General features: G+C 40.4%; 15 protein-coding genes. 5 read left to right on the top strand and 10 right to left on the bottom strand.

Annotated elements, in window-relative coordinates:
- Positions 1 to 342: hypothetical protein (locus tag FC85_RS16065; protein WP_235807822.1), on the top strand; the 342-nt coding region annotated here is incomplete at its 5' end.
- Between the two features lie 172 nt (positions 343 to 514).
- Here FC85_RS16065 and FC85_RS03375 read toward each other — a convergent pair.
- From FC85_RS03375 to FC85_RS03340, 8 genes are all read right to left on the bottom strand, one after another.
- On the bottom strand, positions 515 to 1,198 hold the full coding sequence (locus FC85_RS03375) for an HAD hydrolase-like protein (RefSeq protein ID WP_057864153.1): 684 nt from the start codon (positions 1,196 to 1,198) through the stop codon (positions 515 to 517).
- A 107-nt stretch (positions 1,199 to 1,305) separates the two neighbouring features.
- The gene (locus tag FC85_RS03370; protein WP_057864152.1) at positions 1,306 to 1,902 is read right to left on the bottom strand and encodes a DNA-3-methyladenine glycosylase I; all 597 of its coding nucleotides are present in this window, start codon (positions 1,900 to 1,902) and stop codon (positions 1,306 to 1,308) included.
- Positions 1,886 to 2,590 carry a Crp/Fnr family transcriptional regulator gene (locus FC85_RS03365; RefSeq protein WP_057864151.1) on the bottom strand — a complete coding sequence of 235 codons (705 nt, stop codon included), beginning with the start codon at positions 2,588 to 2,590 and terminating at the stop codon, positions 1,886 to 1,888. Before FC85_RS03365 ends, FC85_RS03370 begins: the two co-directional genes overlap by 17 nt.
- 502 nt (positions 2,591 to 3,092) lie before the next feature.
- Positions 3,093 to 4,052, bottom strand: coding sequence for a carbamate kinase (gene arcC / locus FC85_RS03360; protein ID WP_057864150.1), 960 nt, complete (start codon positions 4,050 to 4,052; stop codon positions 3,093 to 3,095).
- A gap of 256 nt (positions 4,053 to 4,308) precedes the next feature.
- Entirely contained in the window at positions 4,309 to 5,340 is a 1,032-nt protein-coding gene (gene argF / locus FC85_RS03355; protein ID WP_057864149.1) for an ornithine carbamoyltransferase, read from the bottom strand.
- Between the two features lie 48 nt (positions 5,341 to 5,388).
- The gene (gene arcA / locus FC85_RS03350) at positions 5,389 to 6,624 is read right to left on the bottom strand and encodes an arginine deiminase (protein WP_057864148.1); all 1,236 of its coding nucleotides are present in this window, start codon (positions 6,622 to 6,624) and stop codon (positions 5,389 to 5,391) included.
- Between the two features lie 458 nt (positions 6,625 to 7,082).
- Positions 7,083 to 7,568 (bottom strand): arginine repressor, encoded by a 486-nt coding sequence (locus FC85_RS03345; RefSeq protein ID WP_057864147.1) that lies wholly within the window; start codon positions 7,566 to 7,568, stop codon positions 7,083 to 7,085.
- Positions 7,569 to 8,260: 692 nt separating this feature from the next.
- Entirely contained in the window at positions 8,261 to 10,573 is a 2,313-nt protein-coding gene (locus FC85_RS03340; RefSeq protein ID WP_057864146.1) for a glycoside hydrolase family 65 protein, read from the bottom strand.
- A gap of 337 nt (positions 10,574 to 10,910) precedes the next feature.
- On the opposite strand from FC85_RS03340, the gene FC85_RS03335 reads away from it, so the two are divergent.
- Positions 10,911 to 11,843, top strand: coding sequence for a LysR family transcriptional regulator (locus FC85_RS03335; protein WP_057864145.1), 933 nt, complete (start codon positions 10,911 to 10,913; stop codon positions 11,841 to 11,843).
- 510 nt (positions 11,844 to 12,353) lie between these two features.
- Here the strand turns inward: FC85_RS03335 and FC85_RS03325 are convergent.
- Positions 12,354 to 13,661 carry a nucleobase:cation symporter-2 family protein gene (locus FC85_RS03325; protein WP_015639740.1) on the bottom strand — a complete coding sequence of 436 codons (1,308 nt, stop codon included), beginning with the start codon at positions 13,659 to 13,661 and terminating at the stop codon, positions 12,354 to 12,356.
- A gap of 494 nt (positions 13,662 to 14,155) precedes the next feature.
- Positions 14,156 to 14,506 (bottom strand): aggregation-promoting factor C-terminal-like domain-containing protein, encoded by a 351-nt coding sequence (locus tag FC85_RS03320; RefSeq protein ID WP_057864143.1) that lies wholly within the window; start codon positions 14,504 to 14,506, stop codon positions 14,156 to 14,158.
- Positions 14,507 to 14,751: 245 nt separating this feature from the next.
- Here FC85_RS03320 and greA point away from each other — a divergent pair, with 245 nt between their 5' ends.
- From greA to FC85_RS03305, 3 genes are read left to right on the top strand one after another with little or no spacing between them, the layout of a single operon-like run.
- Positions 14,752 to 15,219: a transcription elongation factor GreA gene (gene greA, locus FC85_RS03315; RefSeq protein ID WP_057864165.1), complete on the top strand. Its 468-nt coding sequence runs from the start codon at positions 14,752 to 14,754 to the stop codon at positions 15,217 to 15,219.
- A gap of 16 nt (positions 15,220 to 15,235) precedes the next feature.
- A complete protein-coding gene (locus FC85_RS03310) occupies positions 15,236 to 16,345 on the top strand; it encodes a VanZ family protein (protein WP_057864142.1) in 1,110 nt (369 codons plus the stop codon).
- A 45-nt stretch (positions 16,346 to 16,390) separates the two neighbouring features.
- Positions 16,391 to 17,125, top strand: coding sequence for a class I SAM-dependent methyltransferase (locus FC85_RS03305; protein WP_057864141.1), 735 nt, complete (start codon positions 16,391 to 16,393; stop codon positions 17,123 to 17,125).
- Positions 17,126 to 17,293 lie beyond the last annotated feature (168 nt).

Below are 17,293 nucleotides of genomic sequence, written 5' to 3'. Positions count from 1 at the left end.
TTCAGCTCGGGTGCCCCAAACACCACCAATATTCCTGACTTTGGAATATTGGCTTGTGGGACTTATATGGCCGGAAGCTGCGGCTCTTTCGCACGTTTCAGCTCGGGTGCCCCAAACACCACCAATATTCCTGACTTTGGAATATTGGCTTGGGGGACTTATATGGCCGGAAGCTGCGGCTCTTTCGCACGTTTCAGCTCGGGTGCCCCAAACACCACCAATATTCCTGACTTTGGAATATTGGCTTGGGGAACTTATATGGCCGGAAGCTGCGGCTCTTTCGCACGTTTAGGCTCGGTAACTCATCATTACATCCACAAAAATGGCTCAACATTCAAATAGACAGAAAACTATTCTGCCATCCGCCGGTTCAATCACAACTGCAATTTAAAACGAGTGGACCAAGACAAAATTTGTTTATTTGCCTTGGCCCACTCGTTTTTGTTGTTTTTGATAATAATCGGAGCCATGTTGTAGATAATTTATTTGAACAACATATGGTTAATGATACTTGTTAGTTAAACCTAGCACCTGAAGCTTTTCGGACACTTAATTGTTCAACACCCCGTCGAATTTCATCAGGCTGATTAACTATTAGACTCGCATGCGCTTGAGAAAGTTCCGGGACATCCCCAAAGCCATAAGTCACGCCCAATGTCTTGACCTGATTTTCATAGCCGCCAATCATATCGGTGTCCCGATCACCAATCATGACGCTGTCTTTATGATTGGCACCAGTCTTTTCTAAAGCATATTTTAAAACAGCAGTCTTCGTGATCCGGGTTCGCTCGTCACTGGTTGCGCCAAACTCACCATCAAAGTAGTGTCCCAAGTCGAAGTGATCACTAATTAAATTAATCATATCCTCAGGCTTGGCTGATGCAATATGCAAATGATACCCCGCATTTTTTAGAACACCCAACTCTTCAAGGATCCCTGGGTAAATATCCAACTGAAAAATACCAGCATCTTCATAGTATTCCTGGTAATATTTCAAGGCAGTTGAAACGTCATTCTCCGATAAATGCGGATAGAATTTATGAATGCTCGTCACCAACGCCGGCCCGATAAACTGCCTGTATTGATCATCAGTCAGCTCAGGCAGACCCATTTTATTAATAAAATACTTAATCGATTTAACAATGCCAACCTCAGAATCAGCAATCGTCCCATCAAAATCAAAGAATAGTTGCTTCATATTTTTATTTTTCCTACTTTCTAAAGTGTGCAGGAACTACCTCTAAAATATCAAATCAGTCATCTTTAACTGATCTTGGCAGTTCAATACCCATCATTATCACTGATTTATGAATCAAAATCAAGTGACTCAGCCGCGCTAATTGCCTGAGAGTAACTCGGACACGATTTAAGATGATCATTCAGGATGCCTAGTGCCTGCAACCACGAATAAACAATTGTTGGCCCAATAAACCGAAAGCCTTTTTTCTTTAAATCTTTACTAATCTTAACCGATAATGGCGACGTTGCGGGAACGTCCTTTAGAGAATCGTAATGGCCAATTACTGGTTGATTATTAACCATTTTCCATAAATACCGATTAAGTGACTCACCTCTTTGATGCCACGAAACCAACAGCTGTGCATTATTAATCGCCGCTCGAATTTTAAGCCGATTTCGGATTATCCCAGGGTTTACCAATAACCCTTCATATTCCGATTGACCAAATTTGGCAACTTGATTCACATCAAAATTCTTGAACGCCTTTCGAAAAGCTGCCCGCTTGTTCAAAACCGTTTGCCAGCTTAACCCGGCCTGCATCATCTCTAAAATCATGAGCTCATAGGTTTGTCGCTCATCAGTTGTCGGAAATCCCCATTCCTGGTCATGATAATCTCGAAGTGCCTGATTACCAGAATCAGCCCAATCACAACGCTTTCCCATCGCGAACCTCCAATATTCGAAAATATTTTCTTTGATACCAAATTTTGCTTTCATTAATAAGCTGTTGCACCATCTGACTAGTCGTTTCTCGAGTAGTTCCACTAATCTTTGATAATTCAATTAGCGTAATCGGATACGAAATTAAAATACTGCCATCTTCTTGGCGATCACCAATTTGCTGACCTAAAAACCAGATTGCATTCCAGACGCGGCATTTGGCACTGGTCGTTACCATTCGCTGAAGCTGAGTCTCCGTCATATCAATCATTCGACTCATTTCTTTGATAGCACTCACCATCATTTCCGGATTTTCCTGTAATAGACCTTCATAAAATTCCATTGGAATGACTGCCAACTTGACTTCGGTCATCGTTTCAACAGTGTACGCATAATCGTCATCTTCAAAAAGGCCAATATAAGGGAACGCCTTGTTTGGCCGAATGTACAAATATAACTGCTCCTCACCATTTTCATCCCAATGAAATGTTTTCACAACCCCACTAATAATAAAGTAATAGTTGTCTCGTGGATCGCCTTGATCAAATAAAATTTGTCCGCGATGATACTTTTTAATGGTCATCGCATCAATTAATTTGTGGATGCCCTCATCGTCTAATGATTTAAACTCGGGATGGCTACGAATTTTATCACGATACATTTGGTAATCACTTTTATCTTTTAAAATCATTCACCGATCATCCCCCCTACGCTTCAAATATAGAAGAAACTACCTGACTAATCACTGACATTAAGCTCAAAAACAGCTTTGCTTAAATCTTTTCAGATGTCCCTTAAAAATGCTTCAATAAAAGTGTACCGCAGTTAGAGATTTTAGACACGTTGCGCGCCTAATCGTTCTATGAATGACGGCTAAATAAGAGTCGAATTTTTAAGACATTTGGTTCGTGATTTTTAAATAACTACCATGTTAAAATGGGGACAATTAGCAGATCTCCACCATATAAGAGCAAGCCATATCAATACCTCCAGAAATCTCAAATGGCTACCATGCCAAAACATGTGCCAATAACCAGATCCCGACCATACAAACTACTAAAGCCCGGATTCCAAAAACTGGAATGGCTACCTTGCCGAAACGTGTGCCAACAAGCAACTCCCGGCCATATAAAGCATTTCAGCTAATATCCCTAAACCAGGGGTATTAGCTGAAATGCTTTATATTCTGGGAGCTAAACGTTTGTTGACACACTCTGTTTTACAATCACCGTTCCTTCCCCTTCTTTGATAAAGCCTTCGATATTATCCAGAGCCGTCACGACCGCTTCTTTTCCCGTTGTGTTAACAAAATCAACTGCCGCTTCCACTTTGGGCAGCATACTCCCTGGTGCAAATTGTTTTTGCTCAATGTATCGGCCTAATTCAACGGTCGAAACCCGCTTCAGTTTCTTCTGATTGGGTTGATTAAAATTCACGTAAATATTATCAACAGCCGTTAAAATGATCAGCGCATCTGCGTCTATCAACTCTGCCAACTTTTCGCTGGCAAAGTCCTTGTCAATTACCGCTTCCTTACCGACTAATCGATTGCCATCCCGAACAACTGGAATGCCCCCGCCACCAACAGTGATTGGGACAATCCCAGCATCAACCAATGTATTAACTGCAGCCGTTTCAATGACGCCTATTGGTTTGGGCGACGGGACAACTCGCCGGTAACCACGACCAGCGTCCTCTATAAATTTGAATTCAGGATTTTGTTTTTGAGCTAAATCAGCTTCAGCTTTGTTCATGAATGGGCCAATCGGCTTGGTAGGTTGACCAAACGCCGGATCATCGGAACTAACCTCCACTTGAGTCACCACCGTCGCAACGGCCTGGTCTAATCCCCGTTCCCGAATCACTTGATTCATCGCATTCTGCATCCAATAACCAATTGTTCCCTGAGTCATTGCAACACAAGAATCAAGTGGCATCTCCGGATTATCTTGGGTACTACCAGCCGCCTGCTGTAACAACAGATTTCCCACTTGAGGGCCGTTACCATGGGAAATAATGAGCTGATCGCCATTTTCAATAAACTTAACTAACTGTCTGGCCGTCTCAAGTAGCGCCCGTTGTTGTGCAGCAGCAGAAGCATCTTTTGAAAGGATCGCGTTACCTCCTAACGCGACAACTATTTTTCTTCCCATCGTGATTTCCTCACTCTCTTTTCTGAATCCAAAGGGCCGGGGGCAGACAGATGGTGTTTGCCGCCGACCCTTTAAATTTAATCAATTAACAGTCTTTTATTTATTCTAGTTCATTTTTTATAAGTTACTTGACTAAAACCGTGGGCCAACAAGCAGCTCCCGGCCATATAAGGCACCTCACCAAATATTCAAAACCAGAATATTCGGTGAGGTGCCTTATATTCTGGGAGCTAACCGCTTGTTGGCCCACTCTTTTTTACACTCGCGGGATAAACAAATTTCCCAAGGTTGCTGCCATCATTGCCTTAATTGAGTGCATTCGGTTTTCAGCTTCCTCAAATTGGCGCCCATATTTACTCGTAAAGACCTCATCAGTGACTTCCATCTCACTCAAACCATATTTTTCCTTAATTTCTTTTCCATATTGCGTATCTGTATTATGAAATGCAGGTAAGCAATGCATGAAAATTAATTGATCCTCCGGTGTCCCAGTCTTCTTCAAAGCAGCCATATTAACTTGGTATGGTAATAATTCATCAATTCGTTGCTTCCAATTATTTTCACCCATCGAAACCCAAACATCAGTATAAACAATGTTAGATCCCTTCATACCTTCATCCAGGTCATCGGTAATCAATAATTCAGCACCAGATTTAGCCGCAAATTTTTTAGCAAGATTTTGAATCTCGTCACTAGGGAACAAAACCTTTGGTGACACAATATGAACGTTAACCCCTAAGATCGCACCCGTTACTAATAATGAATGAGCCACGTTATTCCGCCCATCGCCCATAAATGTCAGAGTTAAGCCTTTAATCTTACCGAAATTTTCCTTAATTGTCATAAAGTCAGCCAGCATTTGAGTTGGATGCCATTCGTCAGTTAGGCCATTCCAAACTGGAACGCCGCTATCACGGGCCAAGATTTCAGCATCGCTCTGCTTAAATCCTCTAAATTCAATTCCGTCAAACATACTCCCCAACACCTTAGCTGTATCGGAAGTACTTTCTTTTTTACCTAACTGAATGTCATTTTGACCTAAATACTCAGGATGGGCACCCAGATCAATTGCAGCAGTTGTAAACGCGGATCGCGTTCTGGTAGACGACTTTTCAAACAGTAACGCAATATTTTTTCCCTCTAGATAATGATGTGGAATTCCAGCTTTTTTCAAAGCTTTTAAGTGTAAGCCAAAATCAACTAAATATTCTAATTCAGCAGCCGTAAAATCTTTTTCAGCCAGTACGCTACGTCCTTGAAAGACATTTTGCTTAAAATCGTTTGTCATAATCGTTCTCCTCATATTTGGATATTTTAGTATTAATTATTAGCGCTTTTATAAATCTTCACGAACAATTGGACAACTCATGCAACGTGGGCCGCCACGTCCCCGAGATAATTCACTCGAAATCACTTCCAGCACTTTTAACCCGTGTTTTCTCAGTAATTCATTTGAGACGTAATTTCGGTTATAAGTTACCACAACCCCAGGGGCAATTGTCAGCGTGTTTGAGCCATCGTTCCACTGCTCACGGTCAGCGATAATTGGATCACCGCCACCAGTAGGGATTAAATCGATATCATCTAAATTCAGAACATCTTTTAAAACTGCCTTTAAATCAGTTCGATGTTGAAGTTGCAGACCACTTTCGCCTTTCCCGGCTGTGATCGTCCAGGTATCAATTTTGCCACCTTCACCGAGAATTCCCGGATGAACCGTGAACTGATCATAGTTAACCATCGTAAATACAGTGTCCAAATGCATCATCGCATGGTTGTGGGGAATGCTAACTGCCAGAACGGTATCATACTGACTATTTTTAAATAGGCTACGGGCAATATCTTGAATCGCATGAGCAGATGTTCGCTCAGAAACACCAATTGCCATGACGTGATCATTTAGAACCAGCTCGTCACCACCCTCAATTCGGGTGTTATGATTACGATCACGCCAAACATGAATTCCCTTATTCGCAAATCTTGGGTGATAGTTAATAATCATTTCATTAAATAATGACTCACGCTGCCGGGCTGGAAATGTCATGTGATTAATGCTGATTCCTTCACCGATACAAGCAGACGGGTCGCGAGTAAAGTAAAGATTAGGCATCGGATCCAGATAAAACGGATAATCTTCCGTTTCGGCTGCACTGACTAAGTCGCTAGGATGAAAATCAATCTCATTTTTACGAACACCCGCCATGATTTTAATTATCATGTCCTGATTGCTCATACTATCAAGATATTCCTTCAACGCATCATGAGTTGCCCCATAAGGATAACCTGACTCGGCTAACATTTGCTCCAAAAATTGATCGCGTAATTCCGAACCACCCGCATCTAGTGCTTCCGCAGATAATTTTTCAAGATAAAGTGTTTCGACACCATTATCTCGAAGTGTCTCAGCAAAGTAATCATGTTCCTTTTGCGCCATTGGCAAATATGGAATGTCATCAAAAAGCAGCCTCGGCATCATTTCCGGCGTAAAGTTTTCAACTTCCCTGCCTGGACGTTTAAGTAGGACCGTCTTTAATTTGCCGATTTCTGAATAGTTATGAATTGGACTTGTCATTGATGTTACCTCCTATCCCTTACTTGAATATAACTATATCTTAGCCCTTTTCAAAAAGATTATCGTGTGATTTTTAGCATTAAAAATGCGGATTTTCTAACATTATTAGCATAATGGTGACTGCAATTGTATATTATCAATCTTACACCACGTAAGTTGCATTTTAAACACTATTTTTGAATCTTTATACATTTAGATTGCGGTTAATTAAAAGATAAGAATTTAATTAGAACGCCTTTGAGTTGATATTATCGTATTTTGTTCATATAGTTCATAATTTGTTCTAATTTTTTGATAGTAGCGCCCTGAATGTTCATGAACTATTCACGAATTAATCACAATTCTTTATTTCAATTCCTAAATGATATAAAAATGCCCGGCACCTGAATGATTGACACTCAGGTACTGGGCATTATTTTATTTGATGATGGTAACCCAACGCAACGTAAGCTTAAAAATTAATTGTCCTTAATTGAAGATACAAGAATATCTGGATTTGCATGTTTGGTAAACAAATCATTCAAGTCTCTAGCCGCATCGACTGACGGGCTGAAAATTACTATCGTATCATAACCAGCTAACGTACCCGCTACATCGTCCATATTTAGGTCGTCAATCACAGCGGCTAGAGGATTTGCATAACTCGACTGAGTATGAATGACGTTAACAAATTGAATTTGGCGAATATCGGTCACGGTGCCATTAATCATTCGATAAAGCCGTTCCAGCTCATTTTGATTACCAGATTTAAAAATCATATATCTCGAATTACCAGAACTATCAGGTTGCTTGACGATCTGCATCTCACGAATATCGCGAGACAAAGTCGCCTGCGTGACGTTAATTCCAGCTACCTTGAGCTTTGACATTAACTCATCTTGAGTCGTAATTGTATACTGATTAATAATCTGTTCAATTTTAGATTGGCGCGCTTCTTTTTTCATTTGAAGATTGCATCCCCTTCGCTAGGAGTTCGTTGTCAAGAAAGAGCTGTTCATGGCTGATGACCACTCGAGTTGAGCTTCACCTTTGTTTAAATATCCATGACTTACTCAATAATTGCATAACACTATCATAACAAATAATAAACGAAAGTGTCGCTTTTTTCCAAAATTGCGCCTGAAAGCTTAATCTTTTTGCGCCAAAAGCATCTAAAATATTGTTCAATAATTGTCCGTTACTCTGGCTTTAAGTTAAAGGGTGCCCACCAAAGGGTTCTTGACCATGTCACTTAAGGGCCGAATTTAAAAATCAGAAGTGATTGTATGTCGAAACGTGCAAAAGAGGGACAGCTCCCGGCCATTTATGGCACTTCAACCAATACCCCTCAAGACCAGGGACGGCTGCCATGTCAAAACGTGCACCAACAAGCAGCTCCCGGCCATATAAGGCACTTCAACCAATATCCCTTAAAATCAGGGATGGCTGCCATGTCAAAACGTGCACCAACAAGCAGCTCCCGGCCATATAACTAATAAAAGCCAACATTCCAAAAACAGGAATGGTTACTGTTCCGAAACGTGCAAAAGAGGGGCAGCCCCCGGCCATATAAGGCACTTCAACCAATATCCCTTAAAATCAGGGATATTGGTTGAAGTGCCTTATATTCTGGGGGCTAACCGTCCCTTTTTGCACTCTAATATTCACACACCATCTTCGAATTCTCCGGCTCCACCTTTACCCTCTTGTTATACACATAGACCTCAATGCCCTTGCCACTCATCAGTTCAATCTGGACCTCATCCTGATAAATTGTAAATAAGCATTCATTACCATGCAGGCGCAACTTAAACTTAATGCTGTTCCATGCCGATGGTAACTTCGGTTCCAAACTAAAGTGCTTGGCATTATTGACAATGCCCGCAAAGCCATACACAACACCCATCCAGGCCGCTCCCAAGCTGCCCGCGTGGATTCCATTTTGAGTGTTATGATGCGAATTCATCAAATCCGTTTTAACAGCCTGTGAAAAGAAATCATAAGATTGCCGGTGCTTGCCCACTCTCGATGCCGCGATGGCATACATCGCCTTCGAGAGGCTTGAATCATGAGTTGTAATCGGTTCATAAAATTCATAATCAGCTTTCAATTCCTCAATAGGATTCCCAAGTGGGAACAGAATATCAGCCATAATTGTGTCAGCCTGCTTATTGACTTGATAGCGATATAGCATTAATGGATGGTAATGCAGTAACAGTGGGAATTTACTTTGATCAACCTTACTAATATCCATTCGCGGTAACTGTTCAAAATCCTGGTACTGAATTTTAATATTCTTTTCCTTATCAAATGGCAGGTACATCAGATCAGCGGCTTCCTTCATTTGATCGATTTCTTTCCCCGAAACATTCAACTGGCTCAAGATATCATCATTGCTGAATTGGGTCGCATATTTGACAGCCAAGCGCAGATTAAATTGTGCCATCACGTTTGTATAGTAATTATTATCAACCAAGGCACTATATTCGTCCGGCCCTGTCACCTTATTAATGACAAAATGCTGCTTCCCATTAATTTCCGCAAAATTACCATATTGCATCCAAAAACGGGCCGTCTCCAAAATAATTTCGTACCCATACTTTTTGAGGAATTCTTCATCACCCGTAATCGTATAATATTGTTCGACTGAAAAGGCAATGTCGGCATTAATATGAAATTGCGCCATACCTGCAAGCCAGTATGAGCTGGACTCATAACCGTTAATTGTTCGCCAAGCATACATTGCACCCTTTTTTAAGCCGAATTCACTGGCCTGTTCCTTAGCAATTTGCAGGGTATGATATCGAAACATTAACAACTTCTTAGCAAGTTTCGGCTGCGTATAAGAGAAAAATGGCATCATGAAAATCTCGGTATCCCAAAAGAAATGACCACCATAGCCGTTGCCGGTCAAGCCCTTGGCAGGAATGCTGGTGTACTCATCACGCCCAGCTGATTGATTCAGTTCAAACAGGTTAAATCTCAATGACTGTTGAATGGCAGGATCCCCATCTATTACCACGTCACTATGCAACCAAAATGTCTGCCAGACCTGAGCTGAAGCCATTAATTCCGACCGAAAAGTCGTATCACGGATATAGTTGTCAAGTGCCGACACGTATTGATCTGAATACATCTGGGCGTTAACCAGCGGGTGAATATCCCCTATTGCAAATAAGAAGGAAAATTCCTTCTGACTGCCCCGTTTGGCAAAATACTTACTATGATAGCCATAATGTCTGTCTTCATCCATAAAATATTCAATCGGTGGATCAGGTAGCTTATTTTCACCAGCTTGATAAGTTAAAATCAGTCCCTGCTGACTTCGAAAAGTAGTGACCAAATAACTTGGTTGGCCATTATCATGAATAAAATCAAGTTGCATCTGACCCACACTTTGGTTAACCCGAACATCTTCATTTTGTTGGTGAGTCTGCTGATTAATATAGTCATGAACTTTAATGATTTCGACTTCCTCATCAAAATTTGTTGGAATAATTGAATATTTAATGCCATAAACATTTTGTTTGCTTAAGCTGGCAAAACTTTCAATAACTAAATTAAAGTTACGATTTTCAGGAGTCGTAACACTAAATATTTCATGAAGTAGACCGGTTTGCATGTCTAAATTCTTGTCAATATTGTCAACCTGGAAATGATCAGTTGCCGAATCTTCATCAGCTATCTTGATTCGAATATATCTTGGATCACAGAGCCGGTTAATGACTTGATCATTCTCAGGATATTCCGTATATTTTTCACCATACGAGACATCATTATAATCAAAAAAGCCATTCACGAAAAGCCCTGGTGACCCAATATAGTCGAGATTGTTTCCTTGCAATGGATTAGAATCCCGCACTCCCAAATGACCATTGCCGACGTTATAAATTGTTTCCAAATATAATGGTTCCTTATGTCTCAAATTTTGCAAGTGAATTTGAAATTCCGGTGATTGTTCGATTCTCATAAAAGTACCCCCTAAACACATGTCTCCAATCAAAATTGTACCTTTATTTTAACCCCGAACATATTTTTTTCATATTTTGTTGCCACTTAATTCACAATTTTATGATAGTACCATATGGTAATTGTTTTCTAATTATTAAGAATTGTTTTAATGATCAACTATATATATGTATACCCTTTACTACCAAGTTCTGAATTGATATACTTAATGATGACTTTTTGCTCATAATTAGACGGTGTATAAGTCAATATGAATGCACATTAGGGCAGAATATCTTATAATCGGTATGATAACTAAACAATTAAACTAAGAGAGAATCTTAAAGGAGAATAGTATTATGAACAGTAAACTACTTTCATTTCTTGAAGAAATTAAGGCCCAAGGAAATATGTCAAAAGCTGCCCAAGCACTTTTTGTTACCCAACCTTATATCAGTCGAGTAATAAAAAATGCCGAAGTTAACTTCGGTGTTCGTTTGATTGACCGATCATCACATCCAATTCAACTCACTTACGCTGGTGAACGCCTATTGGTATACCTGCAAGACGAAAACCGTCTCCGGGCAAATTTGGATCGTGAAATGACGCACCTTTCACAATTCAAATATGGTCATTTAACAATTGCATCCAACGAAATTGTAACCGACGATGTTTATCGGCCGGTGTTAATTCGCTTCTATAAAAAATATCCGAATATTCATGCTCAAATTATCCGAATGAACAGCCGAGATGCCGAAAAGCGCCTCCTATCAGGATCCCTTGATTTCTTCGTTGGTCATCCGCTACAAAGCCCCAAAGTTGAGTACGTGCCAATCGCTAAACTACCGCTTGTCTTTGTGATTCCTGAATCTTCAAAGGTGTTTAAGGAAGGTCAATTGTATGTTGACTATAACGAAGATGAATTGGCTCGTTTAACCGGTGAATCATTCATCAGCACCCCGCAGCGTGATAATTACCAACGACTAGTTACGAACTACTTAAGTGATTTGGGAATTTCAGCTGAATTCAGCATTGAAGTCCCTGATATCCACCTAGCATCTGACCTAGCTATTAACCACGTTGGCGCAATTGTGACACCAGAGCCGTTTGCTGAAGATAAATACATGTCAGATGAGCAAAAGAAACATGTTAATATCGTGAAGATCCCAACCGATAAAATAACAGCTGACTTTGGTATTTCATACATCAAGACTAAACAACAATCTGAGCCTGTTAACGACTTGCTGGATATTATCTCTGACGTTGTTGATCAATACACGCCAAAGAGATAGCCTAAATTAACACTTAGAACAATCACTGAATAATCCGATACATCAAACTAAAAGTCGAGATTAGGACAAATTAACTTCTGTCCTAATCTCGACTTTTTGATTGCGTGGAGCATTTAGCGGAAAGGTGTGTATCAGCCGTGCCAAAACGTGCACCAACAAGCAGCTCCCGACCATATAATCAATAACCATTTACCAATTACCAATTTTGGCTGCTGTGCCAAAACGTGCAAAAAAAGACTGATCCCGGCCATGTAAGACCAATAAGACGGATACCCCAAAATCAGGGGTATCCTCACACCGATGCTACCATGCTGAAACGTGCACCAACAAGCAGCTCCCGGCCATATAATCAATAACCATTTACCAATTACCAATTTTGGTTGCTGTGCCAAAACGTGCAAAAAAAGACTGATCCCGGCCATGTAAGACCAATAAGACGGATACCCCAAAATCAGGGGTATCCGTCTTATTGGTCTTACATTCTGGGATCAAAGCGTCTTTTTTTGCACTCTACTCTTCTTCCACCCGTTCCCTCAATCCCGTGTGATTTAGAAGAATGTTTAAAATAACCGCCGTAAAACTTCCAACTACCATTCCGTTACTCATAATGACCTGAACACTTGCTGGTAAATATTGGAATAAGCTTGGTTGGGTTGTTACCCCAATTCCCAAACCAACCGAAATTGCAATAATTAACAAGTTTTTGTTATTCAACTCGACCTTGGACAACATTTTAATTCCTTGGGCACCAACCATTCCAAACATCACTAACATCGCACCACCCAATACAGATGATGGGATTAACGTTGCAATAGCGCCAAACTTTGGAATTAAGCCTAAAATCATTAACATGAAAGCTGAGTAGTAAATCGGGGTTAATGTTTTGATACCGGACAATTGCACAATTCCAACGTTTTGAGAGAATGTTGAATATGGGAAAGTATTAAAGACACCGCCAAGAATTGCAGCAATCCCTTCTGAACGATAGCCATGTTCCAAATCACGATCTTCTAGCTTACGACCGGTAATATCACTTAACGCAAAGTAGACACCAGTCGATTCAATCATACAGGTTAAGGCCGCCAGAATTAACGTTGCAATTGAAGACCACTCAAACTTTGGCGCAGAAAAATAGAAGAATTGTGGCAATTGAGCCCAATGCGCTTGACCAACAGCCGCAAAATCAATTGTTCCCATAGCAATCGCAGTGATCGTTCCAACTAAGATTCCAATCAAAATTGAAATTTGTTTAAGGAAGCCTTTGGCCCAAATATTCAATACAATAATAACTAATGCAGTAAAGAAGCCTAAAAATAAATGAGTTGGGTTACCAAAGGCTTTAGCAGCTGTATCCCCACCACCGATATTTTGGAAAGCAACCGGCATTAACGTGAACCCAATTAAAGTAATCAATGAACCCGTTACAACAAGTGGAAAATACTTCCGTAAGTGGGCAAATGGCTTCGCAACCAAGATAATAAACAGTCCGGCAACAATAATGCCGCCATACATATACCCTAAACCGAAATTCTTACCAACTGACTGAAGTGGCGCAACGTACTCAACCGCGCAGCCCAAAACAACCGGCAACCCAATCCCAGTAATTGGTGTTCTCCGAATTTGAAGTAACGTGGCAACACCACACATAAAAATATCCATTGATACTAAGTAAGTCATCTGAACAGCATTGAACTTAAGCGCTGCACCGATCAATAATGGCACCAGAATATCACCGGAATACATGGCAAGCAAATGTTGAAAGCCTAAAATTGCATTGCGAACTGGTGATTTCTTGTCCGAAACAGAAACATTATTCATGATATTCTCCCTTTTATTCGTGTTTAAATCAATGAAATTATATTAACACGAATAAGATTCATTAACAATGGCAGAGCGTGAAAAAACAGGATTAACTCTGAGAATGTCAATGGCCTAAGAAAATTTGCAAGTTACCTTAGGCGGGCTTTAGAGCTGATGACTACTCTTCTTTTACGCATTCCTATTCAACAAAGGCTTAACCTTAGTGCCCTAGAATACTGAACTGCAGACCGAATACAGACACGTGTTATTCTCTGACAACACCTTCTGACTTAGTTATGAATCAAGACAGAATGTTCGGCTTTTCCAAACCATTATCTCGTCAGCAATCACTTCTGGTATCTATGTGTCTATATGTTGACAATAAAAAAAGCAGCCTGGACAAAATTTAATCCAGACCGCTTATCGTTCTTACTTATTTGAAATAATTATGTATAAAATAGCATGACTCAACACACTACCTAGTCTCTAACTGATAACCAAGATTCTTTAATTTAGTACCAGCCGTATGCTTTCCAATGTTTCTTAGCATTAACCCAACTACCATAACGTGCTTTAACGTAATGATCAGCAGTTTTTTCTTGGTTACCCTTTGAGTAGTCACCATGTAAGTATGATGAGCTTAATTGATAACGACCAACGTAACGACCATTTCGAGCATGGTATGAGCCTCGTGATTCATGGAAGGCAATCCATTTCTTGGCAGCTAGATTAGCCTTTGATAGATTTGATTTGTATACTTTAGTTGTGCTTGCATCTGCGATTTCTGGGGTTGCGGCAACATTGACTGTGCCATATAAAGTCAAGGCACTCATTAAAACAACAATTAATTTTTTAAAATTCATGAAAAATTTTCTCCTCCGTATTTACTCAACAGCAAAGATACTACGCTATTGTATTTACAGAGGTGTGACTAGAAAATTACAGACGTGTTAAACCTTATGTTACATCTGGTAATATTTGGAGCTAATTTCGATTACAACTAATGAAACATCAATTCCTTTACTACAATTTGGTTGAAACCATTTGGTCTGGAACCGGCAATGTTATAGAATTAGAAGCGAATTCAATTGATTGGGGAGGAATCAGCATGGCAGTTCATTTTAATAAAATTACTAAGGCCGGCTACGAAAAAATTAAAACCGAAATCCGTGATTTAGAAGACTCACGACCACGTCGAATAAAGATACTGGCTGACGCTCGGGCACTGGGAGATCTTTCAGAAAACGCCGAGTACAGTGCTGCCAAACGAGATTTACGTCATTTGGAAAGTCGACTTCGGTTTTTACGGAAACAACTTCAGTATGCCCAAATTTACACACCTTCCAATAACGATACCGTGGAAGTTGGTAAATACGTCACATTTGAATTTCTTGATGATCATGCCACTCAAACCTATCAGATTGTCGGGACTCCCGAAGTCGACATTGATCACGACAAAATTTCAATTGCCTCGCCGATCGGTTCCGCGCTGCTCAACCACCACTCCGGTGATATTGTGTCAGTTAGTGCGCCAGATCTTAATTACAAGATCAAAATTATTGATATTAAAATCTAGAAAGTTGGTTAGTTAGATGTCTCAATACATCCTTGTCATTTACACAACCGCCATTATTTTTCCAATTATTGCCATTTTCATTACGTTGCCCATCTTAGTAGTTAATTATCATCGTTACGGAGCGTTACCAAAATGGCGTATTTTTATGCTGTACACATTTGTCTTCTATATGATGTGTGCTTATTTTTTAACAATTCTCCCATTGCCATCCCGGAGCTTTGTTGCCCATTTAACAACACCTACTCATAACTTTATACCATTTACATTTATCTTGGAATTTTTCAAATATAATCCATTCGCATTACGCCATCCCGGCACTTGGTTAGCAGCCTTAAAAGCCCCCACTGTGATTCAACCCGCATTTAACATTTTGCTAACCGTTCCGTTTGGCTTTTATCTCCACTATTATTTCCGTCGAACTTGGAAACAAACGGTCTTGATCAGTTTTGGTTTGTCGTTATTCTTTGAAATCACTCAATTAACTGGACTGTATGGCATCTATCCGCGGCCTTATCGATTGTTTGACGTTGATGATTTAATGTTAAACACGCTGGGCGGCTGGCTCGGCGTTGGGCTGGCAAACGGATTAAGCGGGATTCTTCCAACTCAGGAAAGTGTCCGGCAAAGAACAATGGCAAAGAGCCAAAACGTTTCGGCCTTCCGTCGCTTGGCAGCCCTGGCTGTTGACTGGATAATTATTAGTATCGTTTCCGTACCATTTGACTTAATGATTAAATCATCGTCTGTGAACCGGCTGATAACACCCATTTTATGGTTGATTTTTATTTTATTAGCAGAAATGATTTTTCAGAAAACTCTTGGGATGCGACTCGTTAAAATTAATGTGATCAATAAACATGGTGGCCGTGCAAATTGGTATCAACTTATTCTTCGAAACTTTTTTGCTTACGGTGTCATCGGCGGCGTCTTTGGAGCCGATACTTACCTGCTTGACCTAACCGGTACCGCACCAATGTCTCAGATGGGCATGATTCACTTAGGCATACTAATCACATCGATTATCCTATTATTCGTGATGGTCGACTTATTAATTGATACATTTGCTAAAAGACACCGACTATTTTTTGAACACTTGAGTGGCACGGATACTCAAGGGAACGCCTAAAACTTCATGTAAATGCGTGTTTTAACAATATAAGGAGATTTTTCAATGACAGATATTTACGATGATGACTCATTTTTTAAGGCATACAGTAATATGCCGCGTTCAAAATATGGGCTGAATGCGGCAGGAGAATGGCATGAACTCCGCAAGCTGTTTCCAAATTTTACTAATAAAACCGTTTTGGATCTTGGCTGTGGTTATGGTTGGCATTGTCGGTACGCGGCCGATCACGGTGCCGCACAAGTTGTTGGCATCGATGCCTCAGCGAAAATGATCGCAAAAGCTAAATCCATGACTCAGCAAACCAACATTACCTATCGTGTTATGGACATGCTGGCAATTAATCAACTTAAATCTAAATTCGATGTCATCATTAGCTCCCTGGCAATTCATTATATTCAAGACTATGCCGGGCTGATTCAACAAATTCACAATCAATTGAAACCCAACGGTCAACTCATCATGAGCGTTGAACATCCCATCTTCACGGCTCAAGGTAACGAAGAATGGGTTGATGACCCAACCGGCAAACACCAATACTGGCCAGTTGACCATTATTTTGCGGAAGGTCAAAGGACAACCGATTTTCTTGGTTTCCCGATCAAAAAGTATCATCGAACACTGACAACATATATCAATACATTACTCGATCATGGATTTGAATTAGACAGGGTTATCGAACCTACTCCAACGGATAAAATGTTAGCCGATAGTCAGGAAATGCGGGATGAACTGCGGCGGCCAATGATGCTGCTGTTAGCGGCGCACTTAAAACCGTAAACGTAAAATGGACTGCTTGCTGGGCTACGTTTTAGCTAAATAAAAAGGGCAACAAGCTATTCCGGACTTGAATAACTGGATAATTCGGTGACACGACTGGAAGTTGCCTTTTTGTTTGGTAACAATCGTGTTTACACTAACAGAGACTGGGCAAGGGGATTATTGTCC

Origin of the sequence: Lentilactobacillus diolivorans DSM 14421 (assembly GCF_001434255.1) — a bacterium.
Classification (GTDB): domain Bacteria; phylum Bacillota; class Bacilli; order Lactobacillales; family Lactobacillaceae; genus Lentilactobacillus; species Lentilactobacillus diolivorans.
Note: the sequence above shows the minus strand (reverse complement) of the source record. Positions and strands in the feature narration are given on the sequence as shown.